This is a genomic window from Pedococcus sp. P1_H8 (genome assembly GCF_056405175.1).
Genome location: NZ_JBFUCP010000015.1, coordinates 43,091 through 59,071, shown reverse-complemented (window position 1 = coordinate 59,071; position 15,981 = coordinate 43,091). Strand labels below are relative to the sequence as shown.

At 65.7% G+C, this 15,981-nt stretch carries 11 protein-coding genes and 1 tRNA gene; 2 read left to right on the top strand and 10 right to left on the bottom strand.

Annotation, left to right across the window (positions count from 1 at the left end; translation table 11 throughout):
• Positions 1-300: 300 nt before the first annotated feature.
• From AC1DYG_RS17805 to AC1DYG_RS17770, 8 genes are read right to left on the bottom strand one after another with little or no spacing between them, the layout of a single operon-like run.
• Positions 301-1,602, bottom strand: coding sequence for a D-arabinono-1,4-lactone oxidase (locus AC1DYG_RS17805; protein WP_477641201.1), 1,302 nt, complete (start codon positions 1,600-1,602; stop codon positions 301-303).
• Positions 1,599-2,666, bottom strand: a complete 1,068-nt coding sequence (locus tag AC1DYG_RS17800) for a LacI family DNA-binding transcriptional regulator (protein WP_477641200.1) — start codon at positions 2,664-2,666, stop codon at positions 1,599-1,601. The genes AC1DYG_RS17805 and AC1DYG_RS17800 overlap by 4 nt, the downstream gene beginning before the upstream one ends.
• 26 nt (positions 2,667-2,692) lie before the next feature.
• Positions 2,693-4,144 (bottom strand): xylulokinase, encoded by a 1,452-nt coding sequence (gene xylB, locus AC1DYG_RS17795; protein ID WP_477641199.1) that lies wholly within the window; start codon positions 4,142-4,144, stop codon positions 2,693-2,695.
• A 2-nt stretch (positions 4,145-4,146) separates the two neighbouring features.
• Positions 4,147-5,325 (bottom strand): xylose isomerase, encoded by a 1,179-nt coding sequence (gene xylA, locus AC1DYG_RS17790; RefSeq protein ID WP_477641198.1) that lies wholly within the window; start codon positions 5,323-5,325, stop codon positions 4,147-4,149.
• 15 nt (positions 5,326-5,340) lie between these two features.
• Positions 5,341-7,665 carry a glycoside hydrolase family 3 N-terminal domain-containing protein gene (locus AC1DYG_RS17785; protein ID WP_477641197.1) on the bottom strand — a complete coding sequence of 775 codons (2,325 nt, stop codon included), beginning with the start codon at positions 7,663-7,665 and terminating at the stop codon, positions 5,341-5,343.
• Between the two features lie 31 nt (positions 7,666-7,696).
• Positions 7,697-8,524: a carbohydrate ABC transporter permease gene (locus AC1DYG_RS17780; RefSeq protein WP_477641196.1), complete on the bottom strand. Its 828-nt coding sequence runs from the start codon at positions 8,522-8,524 to the stop codon at positions 7,697-7,699.
• Between the two features lies 1 nt (position 8,525).
• Positions 8,526-9,437 carry a carbohydrate ABC transporter permease gene (locus AC1DYG_RS17775; RefSeq protein ID WP_477641195.1) on the bottom strand — a complete coding sequence of 304 codons (912 nt, stop codon included), beginning with the start codon at positions 9,435-9,437 and terminating at the stop codon, positions 8,526-8,528.
• A gap of 2 nt (positions 9,438-9,439) precedes the next feature.
• On the bottom strand, positions 9,440-10,750 hold the full coding sequence (locus AC1DYG_RS17770; RefSeq protein ID WP_477641194.1) for an extracellular solute-binding protein: 1,311 nt from the start codon (positions 10,748-10,750) through the stop codon (positions 9,440-9,442).
• Positions 10,751-10,905: 155 nt separating this feature from the next.
• Here AC1DYG_RS17770 and AC1DYG_RS17765 point away from each other — a divergent pair, with 155 nt between their 5' ends.
• Positions 10,906-11,973 (top strand): LacI family DNA-binding transcriptional regulator, encoded by a 1,068-nt coding sequence (locus tag AC1DYG_RS17765; protein WP_477641193.1) that lies wholly within the window; start codon positions 10,906-10,908, stop codon positions 11,971-11,973.
• Positions 11,974-12,035: 62 nt separating this feature from the next.
• Here the strand turns inward: AC1DYG_RS17765 and AC1DYG_RS17760 are convergent, their stop codons facing one another.
• Both AC1DYG_RS17760 and AC1DYG_RS17755 read right to left on the bottom strand, forming a co-directional pair.
• A complete protein-coding gene (locus AC1DYG_RS17760; protein ID WP_477641238.1) occupies positions 12,036-13,049 on the bottom strand; it encodes an aldose epimerase family protein in 1,014 nt (337 codons plus the stop codon).
• A 633-nt stretch (positions 13,050-13,682) separates the two neighbouring features.
• Positions 13,683-13,755: transfer RNA gene (locus AC1DYG_RS17755), tRNA-Arg, on the bottom strand.
• 469 nt (positions 13,756-14,224) lie between these two features.
• On the opposite strand from AC1DYG_RS17755, the gene AC1DYG_RS17750 reads away from it, so the two are divergent.
• Complete coding sequence (locus AC1DYG_RS17750) at positions 14,225-15,973, top strand: phosphoenolpyruvate carboxykinase (GTP) (protein WP_477641192.1); 1,749 nt, start codon at positions 14,225-14,227, stop codon at positions 15,971-15,973.
• Positions 15,974-15,981 lie beyond the last annotated feature (8 nt).

Below are 15,981 nucleotides of genomic sequence, written 5' to 3'. Positions count from 1 at the left end.
GGTGGTGCCCCGACCTCGTCGTCACCGCGGAGGTCCTGTGGCATCATCGCCGATTCCTCCCTTGAGGTGGAAAGGGTTGGAGTACCAGCCGACTCGGGCGCGGACACCGAGCCGGCTGGTGGCTTTTGGGTTGTGGGCCGGCGTGTCGATCGTGGAGGTCCTCCGAGGGCCGCTACTCGCGCGGGCCGGCCTCCGGGGCAGTGGCAGAGGCACGGCCCGCTCCCTGCTTTCGTTCTGGAAAGCTGATCCAAATGGGCGCCGATGTGTCCGAAGCCGTCATTCTGGGCTCATGTCTCCTTTTCATGTGCCCGGCCAGTGCTGGTCCAGGGTGCGCTGAAGGAAGTTGTTTCCGAACTTGCGTTCAGGGTCGACCCGGTCGCGCAAGGCAAGGAAATCCGCGAAGCGCGGATACGCGGGCGCCAGAGAGCGGGCCGAGGCGCAGAAGACTTTGCCCCAATGGGGGCGTGCGCCGAGCGGCAGTAGGGCCCTCTCGATCGACGGGAGAACACGCATCAACGCGGGCATGTCGCGGGTCCATGTGAAGTGGATGGCGACGACATCACGGCGGTATGAGCCGCTGAGCCACAGGTCGTCCGCAGCGACCGTCCGGATCTCGGCCGTCTGCAAAATGCCAGCGAACTGAGGCAACAGTTCGCGCAGGCAGGCGATGGCTTCAAGTGCGACTGGTCGCGGCAGAAGGTACTCACTTTGGAGTTCCTCCCCACGGCTGGGGGTGAAGGCGAGCCGGAAGTGCGGGAGCCGCTCGAGCCACGCGCCGACGACCCCGCCTTGCTGCGTCACCGCGTCGGTCTGGGCTCCATCCAGCATGTGCATCGTCCGGTTCGCGCGGACGGTGCCGAAATCCATGACCGGCACCTGGGCGTCGCTCCGGCTCTTGATCCACATCTGGCCGATGCCTTCGTCGCCGAACCGGGTGAACAGGCTGACGCTGTGGGCGCTTCGGGTGATGTCGTCGAACCGACTCTCCAAGGTCGACCACGTCAGCCCCGTGTAAACGTCTTGGCGCATCAGGTAGCTGGGCTCGATATCGAGCTCGAGCCGAGTCACGACTCCAAGCCCGCCGAGCGCGACGACACTTCCGGCGAAGTCGGGCTGACCCCGGCGCAGACTGCGAAGGCGTCCATCCGGGCCGACGATGTCGATGGCCTGCACCGCCGCCGCCAGCGAGGAGTTGTGGTCGCCCGACCCGTGGGTTCCCGTGGCCACCGCGCCGGCAACGGAGATGTGGGGCAGTGAGGCCATGTTCGCCAGCGCCCATCCCTGCTCCTCGAGCGCGATGGCGAGAGCTCCGTAGCTGGCACCCCCACCCACGGACACAATCCTTTGCGCGGGGTCGATGATGGGGTCTGGCGGTATGCGTTCAAGGCTGACCAACGTCCCCGTGGTATCGGCGATGTCCGTGAACGAGTGCCGCGTGCCCAGGGCTCGCACGCGCACAGCCTGGGCGATGATGTCCTGGAGCTCCTCCACCGTTTCTGGGCGCACGAGCCGCTCAGCGGCATACGTGTGGTTCCCGGCCCAGTTGGTCAGCGATGCGGCGCCCACTTGGCTCCCGCCGTTCGCAGGGTGCAATGTGCTCACGGCGCACTCACAGAAGACTGCTCGATAGTCACTCGTCGAGATGGACGGGCGAGGGGAACGCGGTTTGTCGCGTGCTGGCGTTTCGGAACCTGAGTTGTGCCGCGGATCACCAACTCCGTTGGGACGGTGAGGGTTGCCTTCGGGGTCGTGGGATTCTCGAGGCTCTGTACGAGCATCTCCGCGGCTCGCCGTCCCTGCGTGTGAAGGTCTTGGCGAACCGTGGTGAGGTCCATGACCTCGGACAACTCGTGGTCGTCGATTCCAATCACCGACAGGTCCTGCGGAACCCGGAGTCCCAACCTGCGTGCGGCTTGGACGACTCCCATAGCCATCTCGTCGGATGCTGCCAGGACTGCGGTCGGGCAGTCCGAGCCCAGGAGAAGGTGCGAGACCGCGCTGGCCGCCGAGAGGGCCGTCCACTGGGCGTCGACAATGAACGACGGCGGCGGCCGGAGCCCGTGGTCGGCCATGGTTTGCTCAAAGCTGTTCAGCCGCTGAAGCGGTGTTTCGGTGTGGGCGACGTGGTCCGGAACGGAGCCCACGTAGGCAATGCGCCGGTGGCCCAGCGCGATCAGATGTTCTGTTGCGCTGCGTATTGCCAGTGCGTCGTCGACTCGAACGACAGAGCGGCCCGGAACGGGTGTCCCGACAGCAACCAGGGGAAGGTTGAGCCGGTCGATCACCTCCAGCTCAGCCTCGTCCACGGGGATGTTGAGCGTGATGATCCCGTCGACGCGTTTGCGCAACATCGCCTGGGTGAGTCGGCGGCGACGGTCGTATGTGTCTTCTTCCAGGTCTACGAGGAGGACGTGGCGGTTGTGCTCGCGCAGCGTCCGGTCGATGACACTCAGGAGGGTCGTGAAGTACCAGCGGGTTCGAAACGGCGCCACGACGGCGATGAGCTGCGTGCGACCAGAGGCGAGTGAGGCTGCGGTGGGCGACGCCACGAATTCCAGCTCTGTGGCGACCCGCAGGATCCGGTCACGCGTCTCTGGATGCACGTGGTCCAGTCCTCGCAGGGCGCGGGAGACGGTGGCGACTGAGACATTTGCAGCGTTGGCCACGTCCCTGATGGTGCTTACGGACATGGCTAGGGACACCGATCCGCGACGAGGCGTGCGCATTCGTCGTATGCCACCTGTACTTCGGGTGCGGCAGGCGCGGAGAAAGTCCGGACTCCTCGGTGTGCCCACACGGGCGGCGTGGCCGAGCCGGTGAGCACCCAGGCTGCTTGGCGCGCGGCTCCATCCGCGACGTCCTCACCGGCGTCAGGGACCTCAACCTCCAGATCCCACATTGCGGGGGCGATGAGGCGAACTGCCTCGGAGCGGGCTCCGCCCCCGACGAGGGCGACACGGGTGATGGTCACGCCTTGAGCGCGCAGCCCGTTCATGGCCGCTCCGAGTAAGCCGAGTAAGCCTTCCACCGCTGCGCGGGCCAGGTTCGCGCGGGACAGGTTGCCGACAGTCATGCCGTGCAGCTCCCCGCGCGCTTGAGGCAGGTTCGGTGTGCGTTCGCCCTCGAGGTATGGCACGTAGACCAAGCCCTCCGCTCCCGGTTTGGCGCTCAACGCCAGTTGGGACAGCTGGTCGTGATCCACGCCGAGCACTCGGGCGGTGGCGTCGAGCACGCGAGCCCCGTTGAGGGTGCACGCCAGCGGAAGGAAGCGTCCTGTGGCGTCTGCGAATCCCGCGGCGGTGCCCGTCGGGTCGGTAGTGGGGTTGTCGGAAACCGAGGCTACGACCCCTGAGGTACCGATGGAAACGGTCGTCTGACCGGGCCCCAGCCCAAGTCCGAGGGCTGCACCAGCATTGTCGCCGCAGCCAGGGCCAAGGTCGAGGTGACCGAGACCTAGGGTGGCATCGCCAGTGCCGGCCCGCTGATTTGGGCCCAGTACCCGCGGAAGCTGTATGCGGCGGATGCTGACCTCGTCGCGCCGTAGCGCCAGCGCCAGCAAGTCGCGGCGGTACCTGTTGGTCACTGAGTCGAAGTATCCGGTGCCCGAGGCGTCTGAGCGGTCGGTGACAAGCGTGTCGAGAGATGCGGCTCCAGACAGTCGCCAGGTAAGCCAGTCGTGGGGAAGCGCGATGGCGGCGATGCGGGCCGCATTGTCGGGTTCGTGATCGGCCAGCCAGCGCAACTTCGCGATGGTGAAGGCAGCAAGCGGCACGGAGCCGACCGCTTTTGCCCACCATTCAGCACCCTGAGCCGTGTCCCCATACCCAAGCTCGGCGACGAGGCTCTCGGCGGCGCCGGCGGAGCGAGTGTCGTTCCACAGCAGCGCCGGGCGGATCACCCGGCCCGCGACGTCGAGGCAGACCATGCCGTGCTGCTGGCCTGCGACGGAAAGGGCGGCGACGTCATCCAGGCCGCCGGCGTCGGTGACTGCGGCCTGCAGCGCGCGCCACCAGTGTTCGGGGTCTACCTCGGTTCCCGCTGGGTGGGTCGCGAAGCCGCGTCGGATCAGCTGACCAGACGCAGCGTCGCGGATGACGACCTTGCAGGACTGGGTGGAGGAATCGACCCCGGCGACAAGAGGCACGGTTAGCCGATGAGGTGCTGGAGGGCCAGCTGCTGCAACTTGACGAAGCCGTAGTCGCGCTCGGCGGCGTTGTCTATGTCGAAGTCGTCATCACCGGCGAGGAGGTCCTGGACCGTCTCCCCGGAAGCCAGGGTCGGCTTCGCCAGGTCGTAGACGCCTGCGTACGCCATGGCTTCCTGAACACGGGGGTCGGCGCGGAACGCGCGGGCCTTGTCGGCGAGCATCAGGTAGGTGGACATGCACGCCTTGGCGGACTCCCACACCCCATCCATGTACTCGGTGCGGGACGGCTTGTAGTCGAAGTGCCGGGGCCCCGTGTAGCGCGGTCCGTCGGGGTAGCCGGGGAACCCGTTCTCGACCAGGTCGACAGTGAAGAACGCGGACATCAGGTCGCCGTGCCCGAACACGAGGTCCTGGTCGTACTTCAGCCCGCGCTGACCGTTGAGGTCGATGTGGAACAGCTTGCCGCTCCACAGCGCTTGGCCCAGTCCGTGGGTGTAGTTCAAGTTGGCCATCTGCTCGTGCCCGGTCTCGGGGTTGAGGCCGACGATGTCGCCGTGCTCGAGCTCGGCGATGAAGGCGAGTGCGTGTCCGGCTGTGGGCAGGAAGATGTCGCCCCGTGGCTCGTTCGGCTTGGGTTCCAAGGCGATTCGCAGGTCGTAACCCTGTGACTTGATGTAGCCAGCGATGGTGTCGATGCCCTCCCGGTAGCGTTCCATGGCCGCGAACACGTCCTTGGAGCCGTCATATTCGCTGCCCTCGCGTCCGCCCCACATCACGAACGTCGTGGCGCCCATGTCATTGGCCAGGTCGACCGCGCGCAGCACCTTGCGCAGGCCGAACCGCCGAATACCGCGGTCGTTGGACGTGAGGCCGCCGTCCTTGAACACGGGGTGGCTGAACGTGTTCGTGGTGACCATCTCGATGACGAGTCCGGCCGCGTCGGCGGCCTTCTTGAACCGACCGACGATCTTCTCCTTCGTCGCCTCGTCTGCATCAAAGGGGAACACGTCGTTGTCATGGAAGGTCACGCCCCATGCGCCCAGTTCGGCGAGTTTCTCGGCGTATTCCCACGGGTCCAGGGCAGGGCGGGATGCAGACCCGAACGGGTCGACGCCGGTCCAACCGACGGTCCAGAGGCCGAACGAGAATCTGTCTTCCTTGGTGGGCTGGCGAAGCATGACGTGTCCTCGATTTCAGCTGGCGAAAGGGGTTGAGAGGGAAGAGATCTGAGCTGGTGTAGTGAGCACGCGGGCCTCGCCAACGACTCGTCGCCTGCCCACGAGCCGGAACGACTCCCGCAGCGGGAGATCCTCGCTTGACGATCCGACCATCACGGTGATCTCGCCCGGCTCGACGATCCGCTTGAGATCGAGGCCGGTGAAGGACGTGCGGTCCGCGTGGAGTTCGAACGTGACCCGCCTGCTCTCCCCTGGGTCGAGCAGCACCTTGGCGTATGCCGTGAGCTGCTTGAGCGGTCGGGTGACCTCTGCGACTGGGTCTCCGAGGTAGAGCTGGACGACATCCGCCCCAGCGCGGTCGCCAGTGTTGGTCACGGTCGCGGAGATCTCCACCGACCCATCCACCGGAACTTCGGTAGCAGACAGCGAGAGAGAGGTCACGGCAAACGTCGTGAACGACCGACCATGGCCGAAGGGGAAGAGCGGCCGAGGGTCGAGGTTCGACACGCCCTCGCTGTACCACCCGAGCGGCGCAGCGAGGTACGTGCCCGGCTGCCCTCCGACATGGTTCGGGATGCCCACAGGCAGCTTGCCACTCGGGTTGAGTCGACCTGACAGGACACCCGAGATCGCCTGACCACCCTCCACGCCCGGCATGAACGCCTGAACCATCGCGGCACACCGTCCTGCGAACGCGCCGAGCGCGTACGGGCGACCGGAGATCACCACGAGCACTGTCGGCGTACCGGTTTCGAGCACCGCTTCGACGAGCTGGGCTTGGATGCCGGGCAGGGTGAGGTCGACGGCGTCGCAACCCTCCCCGGACGTGCCCTGCCCGAAGAGCCCGGCGAGGTCACCGACGGCGACGATGGCCACGTCGGCGGCGCGGGCGACTTCAACTGCCGCGCTGATTCCGGAGCGATCCGGCTCAAGAATCGGGACACCCCTCTCGTGGGACACGCGCTGCGGGCCGAGCTCGGCCCGTAAGGCAGAGACCAGGTCGTCCATCTGGAGTCCCAGGCCGAGCTCGGGATATCGCGGTAGGACGTGGTTCGGGTAGGAGTAGCAGCCCAGGAACGTGCGTGCGTCGTCGGCGCACGGCCCCACGACAGCAACCTTGGTGCCGTCCGTGAGCGGAAGCGTGCCGTTGTTGGCCAGGAGAGTGACGCTCTCTTCGGCAAGTCGGCGCGCGATGTCCCGGTTGCGTGGACTGTCGAGGTCTACCGCCTCGCCGTCGTGCGTCACGTCGTGACCCTCGTCGAGCAGGCCCAGCTCGATCTTCTGTCGGAGCACCCGGCGCGTGGCACGGTCCACGTGGGACTCAGCCAGCGCCTCGGATTCCACGGCTTCAACCAGATGTCCGAAGGTCTGGGTGTTCGGCAGCTCGACGTCGATGCCGGCCCGAAGGGCGGTGGCACCGGCCTGGAGAGCGTCTTCGGCAACCCGGTGCATCGACTCGAGGAAGGTGACCGCCCAGTAGTCGGACACCACGGTCCCCTGGAAGCCCCAGCGATCGCGAAGCACGGTCGTGAGGAGCTCGACGCTGGCTCCCGCGGGGACGCCGTCCACATCCGAGTAGGAGTTCATGACGGAGCCCGCACCGCCCTCGCGAATGGCCATTTCGAACGGTGGCAGGATCATGTCTTCGAGCTCGCGACGTCCCATGGGGGCGGGTGCATGGTTGCGGCCTGCCTTCGACGCCGAGTACCCGGCGAAGTGCTTGAGGGTGGCGATGACCCCCGCTTGCTGCATGCCCTGGACGTAGGCGGAGCCGAGCGTGCCGACCAGGTAGGGATCTTCTCCCAAGGTCTCCTCCACGCGCCCCCAGCGGTAGTCGCGGACGACGTCCATCACCGGGGCAAGGCCTTGGTGCACACCCAGTGCACTCATGTCCCGTGCGATCGCGTCCCCCATCTCACGGATGAGCTCGGCATTGAAGGTCGCGCCCCAGGCTATGGACGCGGGGTACACGGTCGCCCCCATCGATGTGAAACCGGTCAGGCATTCCTCATGAGTGATCGCCGGGATGCCCAGTCGTGACCGTGCCACTACGGCGCGTTGGTACTCGCGCAGCTCTGCCACCCCGTTCTCCGCGCTCACCGGCTCCGTCCCGAAGGGTCGGGTCAGGTGGCCAAGCCCATGCCTGATGGATTCCTCCCAAGGGGCACCGTCCCCCATGGCGTTCGCCATGGGGGCCACGTCGCCCGACAGGCTGGAGGCAGTCCTCGGCGTGGGCCAATAACTACCAAGCTGGCCCACCTTCTCCTCCAGCGTGAGCTCCGCGAGGAGGGCCTCGACGCGCTCCTGCACCGGTGCCGAGGGGTCGTTCCAGACGTTCATCAGTGCCTTTCGATCGTGGAGGAAACGCCGTTCACTTGCTGAATCCGGCCGTGAGCCCTGAGACGAGTTGCCGTCGGCCGACCATGTAGGCCGCCAGCAGAGGCAGTACGGACAGCACGACCGCCGCGAGCACGGCGGGAATGTTGACGGAGAAGGAGCCCTGGAATGACCAGAGGGACAGAGGCAGGACACGCTTTGATGCGCTCTGGGTGAGGATCAGCGGGAACAGGAAGCCGTTCCAGACGTTGAGGGCGTCGTAGATGGCCACTGTGACGATGGCTGGCTTGCTCAAAGGCGCCACCAGGCGCCACAGGATGGTCCAGTCGCTCGCGCCGTCCATGTGCATCGACTCGAAGAGTTCGTTCGGCAGGTCGCGCAGGAAGTTCACCAGGATCAGCACCGAGATCGGGATGGCGAAGGCGATGCCGGGCAGGATGATTGCGCGAAGCGTGTCATAGAGGCCGAGCTGGACGATGAGGTAGTAGACCGGGATGATCACGCCCTGGATCGGGATGGCGATCCCCAGCAGGAACACGTCGAACAGGCGACGCGAGAACAGGCCTCTGTTCCGCACGACGACGTATGCCGTCAGCAGCGACAGGAAGACGGTGACCGCGACCGTCGTCAGGGTGACGAAGAGCGAGTTGAGGAAGTAGTGGGAGAAGTCTGCGGCGAAGACTTCCCGGTAGGCCTGGAGCGTTGGCGCATGAGGCAGCGAAAGCGGATTGGCCGAGTAGTACTCGGCCCGAGGCCGCAGGCTGGTCACCAGGATGTAGTAGATAGGCAGAATCACCAGGACCAGCCAGATCCAGCCGAACAGGCCCCCGATGGGATTGCGGTTGGCGACACGGCTGCGCATGTCAGGCCCCTTCCATCTGGCTGTCCATCTTGTTGGACCCGGACAGGCGGTTGAGCAGGTAGGACACGAGCAGTCCCGCTGCGACGAGGAGCACTCCGACCACGCTCGCCCCTCCCATGTCGTAGGCGCGGAAGCCACGGAGGTACATGTCGAGCGGCAGGATCCGCGTCGCGTTGCCGGGGCCGCCGTTCGTCATGACGAAGATCAGGTCGAAGTAGGTGAGCGAGCCCACGATCATCAGGGTCGAGGACGTGATGATCGTGTTGCGCAGCTGCGGGACGGTGATGTTGAGGAAGGTCTTCACCCGGCCCGCACCGTCGATCCGCGCCGCCTCGTACATCGTCTGCGGGATCTGTCGCACCGCACCCTGGTAGAGCAGCGAGTGGAACGGGATGAAGCACCAACCGATGACGAACACGATGGCCGGCATGGCCAACCCGGGATTCCCGAGCCAGTCCTTGGAGAGCCAGTCGACTCCGACTGCGCTGCCGAGCCCGAAGTTGGGGTCGAGGAGCGCCTTGAAGGCGATGCCGACGGCGGCGGAGGAGAACAGCAGGGGCAGGAAGTACAAGACGCTGAGCACCGCGCGGTAGCGCTCCTGCCCCGCCATGAACACCCCGAGCAGCAAGCAGATCGGGAACTGCGTGATCCACGTGGCAGCGGTCAGCAACAGGCTGAGCCACATGGCGTGGCGCACGACCGGCTCGCCCAGCATTCGCGACCAGTTGGCTGCACCGGCCCACTGAGGGGTGCCCAGTCCGTCCCAGGTCATGAAGGACAAGGCCACCACTCCCACCAACGGCACGATGGCGAAACCGATGAAGAACACCAGTGAGGGGACTGCCAGCCAGGCCGACGGCCCGGTGCGCGACGACCGCGGCGCACCGGGCTGCTGGCGAGCCTTGAGGCTCATGGTCACTTCGCCGAATTCATGGCAGCGGCGAACTTCTCGGGGCTCAGCTGGCCCAGGAAGACCTGGCTGAGACTGCTGAGGAGTGCCTGCGCCTGGCCGGAGCTGAGCGCCTGGTCCCAGGAGAGCTGGAAGTGGGGGGCCTGCTGGACCATGTCGTAGACCGACGTGAGGAACGGCGCTTGGTCCGACTTGGCCAGCTTGTCCTTGGCGTTCGTCGTCACTGGGACGTTGCCACCCTTGATGAGCTCGTCGACGTACGAGTCGTCGAACATCGCGTCGTTGAGGTACTTCAGCGCCGCTTCCTGCTGGGTCTTGGTAGCAGCGGCCGAGATGGACCAGAAGTTGGCGGGGTTGCCGACGATGTTCTTGGGGTCGCCCTGACCGCCGGCGACCGCCGGGAAGGTGCCCCAGCCGAGCTTTCCGGCGGCGACGAACTTGGGCGCGTCGGTCAGGAAGGTGGAGTAGACCCATGCGCCTTGGAGCAGCATGCCCGCTTTGCCGGTGTGGAGGAGCGCGGCGTCGGCGTTGGCGTCTGCCACGACGGAGCCGAACTTTGAGCCGAACGCTCCGGCCCTGACGAGCTGCTGGATCATGTCGAGCGCCTGGAGCATCGCCGGGCTGGACCAGGCGTTGGGCTTGCCGTCGATCACGTCTTGGAAGGTCTGCGGTCCGCCGACGCGGTCGGCGAGGTACTCGATCCACATCAGCTCCGGCCACTGGCTCTGGCCAGCGAGGGCGATGGGGGTCGAGACACCTGCAGCCTTGAGCTTGGCGACGTCACTGAGCAGTTCGTCGAACGTCTGCGGCGGCGCAGGGATGCCGGCCTTGGCCAGCACGTCCTTGTTGAAGTAGAGGACGACCGGCTGCGTGTTGTTGTTAGGAACGGCGTAGAGCTTGTCGCCCACCTTGCCGGTGTCCAGGATCGACGGAATGAGCCTCTGCTGCAGCTGCGCGGTGCTGGAGGTGAGGTCCAGGACCTTGTTCGACTTCACGTAGTCGTTGAGGGCTCCGCCGCTCCAGCTGTAGATGAGGGTGGGGGCGTTGCCCGAGCCGACAGCAGTCCGGACCTTCTCCTTGTATGCGTCGTTGGCGAAGTACTCCGCGTTGACCTGCTGCTTGGGGTTGGCCTTGTTCCACTGCTCGAAGGAAGAACGGAAAGCGGACTCCGAGCCTCCCGTGAGGGTCCAGACAGAGAAACCGCCTGCTGGTGCAGAGCCTCCGCCAGGCTGGCTGCCGCCCCCGCAAGCGGCGAGGATGAGGGCGGTCGCCGCCGAGACCGCGGTGAGGACGACGGTGCGTCGGGTGAGCTTCATTGCACTCCCTATCTTGTCCGAAACATTTCGATATTGTTTCGATGTGTCCGCACGATAGGTCCGTGCGAGGCCGCCTGGCAACCCCTAGTGCCGGAAAATTTCGAGGCGTGAACGGCAAAGTGGACGAAACATTTCGAATCGCCTAGCCTCATGCTGTGACCAAGACGGAAGCGACGCTCGAGGATGTGGCTGCTCAGGCCGGCGTCTCCAAGGCAACTGCGTCAAAGGTCTTCAACGGGCGTGCCGACGTCTCCGCCGCGACTCGAACCCGGGTGACCGCCGTGGCGGAGGAACTCGGCTACGTGTCGCCTCGTCGGGTGGCCGACGCCAGGCAAACCCAGGTCTGGGTGGTCTTCGACATGCTGGCCAGCCACTACGCGGGTCATGTGCTGGACGGCCTGCTTACCGAGTCCCGCGTCCATGACGCAGTGGTAGTTGTTGCGCAGTGGCGGCAGGCAGAAAGCCAAGACCCACCCCCCGGCTCCGCGGCTTGGATTCGTCAAGGGATAGCCAAGGGCGCGAATGCTTTCGTCCTCATCACGACGCCGGTAGGCGCCGACCATGTCCGGGCGTGCGCGGTGGGCGGCGTCCCGCTCATGATTGTGGATCCCGCGAGCCAAGCGCCTCAAGAGGTGCTGAGCGTTGGCGCGACGAACTGGCGAGGCGGAGTACAGGCGACCGAGCACCTCATCGGTCTTGGTCACCGCAGGATTGCATTCGTCGGAGCGCTCCCTTCATCAACCGCAGGACGGGAACGCCTGGCTGGATACCGCTCGGCCATGGAGTCAGCTGGACTCGTCGTAGACCCCAAACACTTGGTCCTGGGTCACTTCAGGACCGAGGACGGCATGGCATGCCGCGACATCCTCCGCGATGGCGGTCGTCCGACCGCCATCTTTGCGGCCAACGACGCGGTCGCCCTCGGCGTGCTTCAGGCCGCCCACGAGGTCGGGCTGCGCGTCCCAGAGGACTTGTCCGTGATTGGGTTTGACGACAGTCACGCCGCGGTCGGAGCGACTCCGCAACTCACCACGGTGCGCCAGCCATTGTTCGACATGGGGCGGATGGCGATGCGTTCTACCATGTCAGTCGTTCGCGGGGATCCGAAGATCACGCCGCACATCGAACTGGCGACAACGCTGGTGGAGCGGGAGTCGACGGGGCCGGCGTCCATGCTGATGAGCAACCCACGACTGGCTGCTGGGGACGTCGCGGGCCCGTAGCTGACGGCGGCGGCCGTGTCACCGCAGGGTGGCAGATGTCCGAAGCACGGCGTTGGACTGGCTCAGGGAAGCTCGTCGAATCGCCAGGAGCAATTCCAGTCGTACCGCTCCCCTGGCCGGAGGACCGCGCTGCCGAAGTCAGGGCGGTTCGGGGTGTCGGGGAAGAGTTGTGGTTCGAGGGCGATTCCCGCGTTCTGCCGGTACCAGCCTCCGTGCAACGACGGCAGGCTGCCGTCTAGGGAGTTGCCGGTGTAGACCTGTAGCCCGGGCTGGTCGGTGGACAGGGTTAGAGCCGTTCGAGTGCGTGCTGAACTTAGTCGCGCCACCTCGCGCCTTCCTTGGCCGTTGAGCACAAAGTTATGGTCGAGGCCTCGTGCGAGAGCTATCTGTTCGTGCCCTTCTCGGATCACGTCTCCGATCCGGCGCGGTTCACGAAGGTCAAACGGTGTGCCGTCGACGCGCCGCGGAGCTCCAACCGGGATCCCCGTCGGGTCGATTGGAGTAAACAGGTTGGCAGCAACCCAGAGTTCGTGGTCGTCGACCGTTCCCGCGGCCTCACCATTCAGGTTCACGTATGCGTGCTGGGTCAGGTTGACAACGGTCGGGGCGCGCGTGGTCGCAGTCATGTGGAGATTGACCGCGTCTGTCGTGACCGCAAATGTCGCTCGCACGACAAGCTCGCCGGGGAAGCCCTGGTCACCGGCAGGGCTGACTAGGTTGAGGACGAGCATGGACGACGACTGTTCCACGACATCCCAGATTCGGCGGTCGAATCCGTCGTGGCCACCGTGCAACGAGTTGCCGTCGCGGTTCCGGTCGACGTCCACCCAGTGCCCATCCAGCTCAAACCGACCTCCGCGGATCCGGTTCGCGTACCTGCCGACCGTGGCACCGACATAAGCGTCCGAGGCCAGATAGTCGGCGACGGTCGGATGTCCTAGAGCGACGTCACGCCGCACCCCGTCACCGCAGGTGACGATCAGACGGTGGACGGTCGCGCCGAGGTCGAGCACATGTAGCTCAATCCCTGTCCTATCGCCCAGCACCAGACTGCGCACTGGTCGACCGCTGGGCATCCTTCCGAATTCGCTGGTGTGTGTCACGCCTGGGCAACCGTCCCCACAAATGAGAGAAGCTTGGCGCTTGGGGCAGTTGCTCTCAAGACTTCATCGCGTCGTTTCCCGACGGGAGTATCCACGGCTGCAATCGTAAGGAACACCGTCGAGGTGATCCAACCAATCGAGATGATCAAGAACAGGGCAGGGCGAGCGCTGCCCTGACGGGGTCTGGTCTTGAAGATGCGCACGAGATGTCGCACGGCCGGCGAAAAGTACTCTCTGACCTGCGCATATGCGTATATCTGAAAGCGGAAGGTCGACGGTCCGAACAGGACCCTAGGGGGCGCGACCGCACCGAGCGGTTTCTGGTCCTCGCCCCCGCTTGAGCAACCATCTACCCCCGCGCTTGCTGACGAGTCTTTCGGGTCATGGTCGTCAGGATGTCAGCGCAGTCACGGGGAGTCGCGTCATGTCGTCCCACCGTCGAGGGGTCAGGTGGTTAGCCATACGACAGGAAACGACTACCGGCGACCCCCCACACCGTGGGCCCAAGAATGGGCCCAACAAGTCGGCTCCCGGGGGACGCAGGCAGCCCCGGCCGTGTAAAGCGGCGCGGGGCTGTGACCTGCTGGTTTCTGTCTCAACACAGAGTGCGCCCGAAGGGATTCGAACCCCTAACCTTCTGATCCGTAGTCAGATGCTCTATCCGTTGAGCTACGGGCGCGAATGTCGCCCTGAGATTCCTTGTGGGATCGCCCAGAGCAACGACGGGAAAGACTACCGGCTCGACCCCGTGCCCACGAAATCGGTATGCCGCCAGCCCCGGGCGCGCACGCGGCATACCGACGCGTCCTGGTCGAAAGGGGGGCCGGGACGGCGCCTTGGGCAGGGTCGACGGCGGCCGACACCGCCGTGAGCTGCCATCTCGAAAGGCAAGAAACGCAACGGATTTCGAGGGTTTCTTGCAACGCTTGCAAGAAGTCCGCAAGCGGCGAGGACCTACCCGTCGGTTGTGAGGCTTTTCACGAGCGATCTACGACCCTCGCGGTATCTACTGGCGCGTAGCCGGGCGTACGGTGACCAGATCAGAAGCGTTCACCATGTGGACACGGCGTCGTCGGACCCGGGTCGGTGGACGCATCACCTCATTGATCCGGGTGGCACACACCCGGGCGAAAGGGATGGCCGATCACATGACGACCGAGGCGACGCAGACTGACCAGCGCGCAGGCGGCACCACGCACGCCCGCCTGCAGGCATGGGTCGACGAGGTGGCCGCGCTGACCACCCCTGACCACATCGAGTGGGTCACCGGCTCCGACGCCGAGTGGACCCGACTGACCGAGAAGCTCGTCGAGGCCGGCACCTTCGTGCGCCTCAACGAGGAGAAGAAGGCCAACAGCTTCTACGCAGCCTCCGACCCGACCGACGTCGCCCGGGTCGAGGACCGCACCTACATCTGCTCCGTGGACGAGAAGGACTCCGGGCCCACCAACAACTGGATGGACCCGAACGAGATGAAGGACCTCATGCGCGGGCTCTACGCCGGCTGCATGAAGGGCCGCACGATGTACGTCATCCCGTTCGTGATGGGCCACGTCGAGGCGCAGAACCCGATGTTCGGGGTCGAGATCACCGACTCCGAGTACGTCGTGGTCTCCATGCGCGTGATGGCCCGCACCGGCGTCAACGTGCTGCGCCGCATCGAGGAGCTCGGCGAGAACGCCAAGTACGTCCCTGCCCTGCACTCCGTCGGCGCCCCGCTCGAGCCCGGCCAGCAGGACGTCAAGTGGCCCTGCAACCCCGAGAAGTACATCGTCCAGTTCCCCGAGGAGCGGATGATCTGGAGCTTCGGTTCCGGCTACGGCGGCAACGCGCTCCTGGGCAAGAAGTGCTACTCGCTGCGCATCGCCAGCGTCATGGCGCGCGACGAGGGCTGGCTGGCCGAGCACATGCTCATCCTCAAGCTCATCTCGCCCGAGCAGCAGGTCTACTACATCGCCGCGGCCTTCCCGAGCGCCTGTGGCAAGACCAACCTCGCCATGCTCGCGCCGACCATCCCGGGCTGGAAGGTCGAGACCCTCGGCGACGACATCGCCTGGATGCGCTTCGGCGAGGACGGCCGGCTGTATGCCGTGAACCCCGAGTTCGGGTTCTTCGGAGTCGCCCCCGGCACCAACGAGCACACCAACCCCAACGCGATGAAGACCATCAACAAGGGCAACTCGGTCTTCACCAACGTGGCGCTCACCGACGACCAGGACATCTGGTGGGAGGGCCTGGAGAACACCCCGGCCCACGCCACCAGCTGGAAGGGCCAGGACTGGACCCCCGACTCCGACGAGTTGTCCAGCCACGCCAACAGCCGCTACTGCACGCCCATCGAGCAGTGCGACATCCTCGCCGACGAGTACTACGACCCCAAGGGCGTGCCGATCTCGGCGATCTTCTTCGGTGGCCGCCGCAAGACGACCGTGCCGCTGGTGACCGAGTCGCGGGACTGGATCCACGGCACGTTCATGGGCGCCACGCTCTCGTCCGAGACGACCGCTGCCGCGACCGGTGCGGTGGGCGTCGTCCGCCGCGACCCGATGGCGATGCTGCCGTTCATCGGCTACAACGCGGGTGACTACTTCCAGCACTGGGTCAACCTGGGCAAGGACGCCGACGCCTCCAAGCTGCCGAAGATCTTCTACGTCAACTGGTTCCGCCGTGACGAGGACGGCGGCTTCCTGTGGCCGGGCTTCGGCGAGAACAGCCGCGTCCTCAAGTGGGCGATCGAGCGCATCGAGGGCAAGGCTGCCGCCGTCGAGACCCCCATCGGCCACGTGCCGACCCCCGAGTCGCTCGACACCTCCGGCCTCGACATGAGTGACGCCGACATCGCCGCGGCGCTCAAGGTCGACCCCGAGGAGTGGAAGGCCGAGATCCCCGCAACCTGAGCACCCCA

Excerpts from the sequence above, each read along its gene's own strand:
- xylA (WP_477641198.1), bottom strand. The coding sequence starts at position 5,325 with ATGCTTCGCCAGCCCACCAAGGAAGACAGATTCTCGTTCGGCCTCTGG.
- AC1DYG_RS17750 (WP_477641192.1), top strand. The coding sequence starts at position 14,225 with ATGACGACCGAGGCGACGCAGACTGACCAGCGCGCAGGCGGCACCACG.
- AC1DYG_RS17775 (WP_477641195.1), bottom strand. The coding sequence starts at position 9,437 with ATGAGCCTCAAGGCTCGCCAGCAGCCCGGTGCGCCGCGGTCGTCGCGC.
- AC1DYG_RS17785 (WP_477641197.1), bottom strand. The coding sequence starts at position 7,665 with ATGAACGTCTGGAACGACCCCTCGGCACCGGTGCAGGAGCGCGTCGAG.
- AC1DYG_RS17760 (WP_477641238.1), bottom strand. The coding sequence starts at position 13,049 with ATGCCCAGCGGTCGACCAGTGCGCAGTCTGGTGCTGGGCGATAGGACA.
- AC1DYG_RS17780 (WP_477641196.1), bottom strand. The coding sequence starts at position 8,524 with ATGCGCAGCCGTGTCGCCAACCGCAATCCCATCGGGGGCCTGTTCGGC.
- AC1DYG_RS17770 (WP_477641194.1), bottom strand. The coding sequence starts at position 10,750 with ATGAAGCTCACCCGACGCACCGTCGTCCTCACCGCGGTCTCGGCGGCG.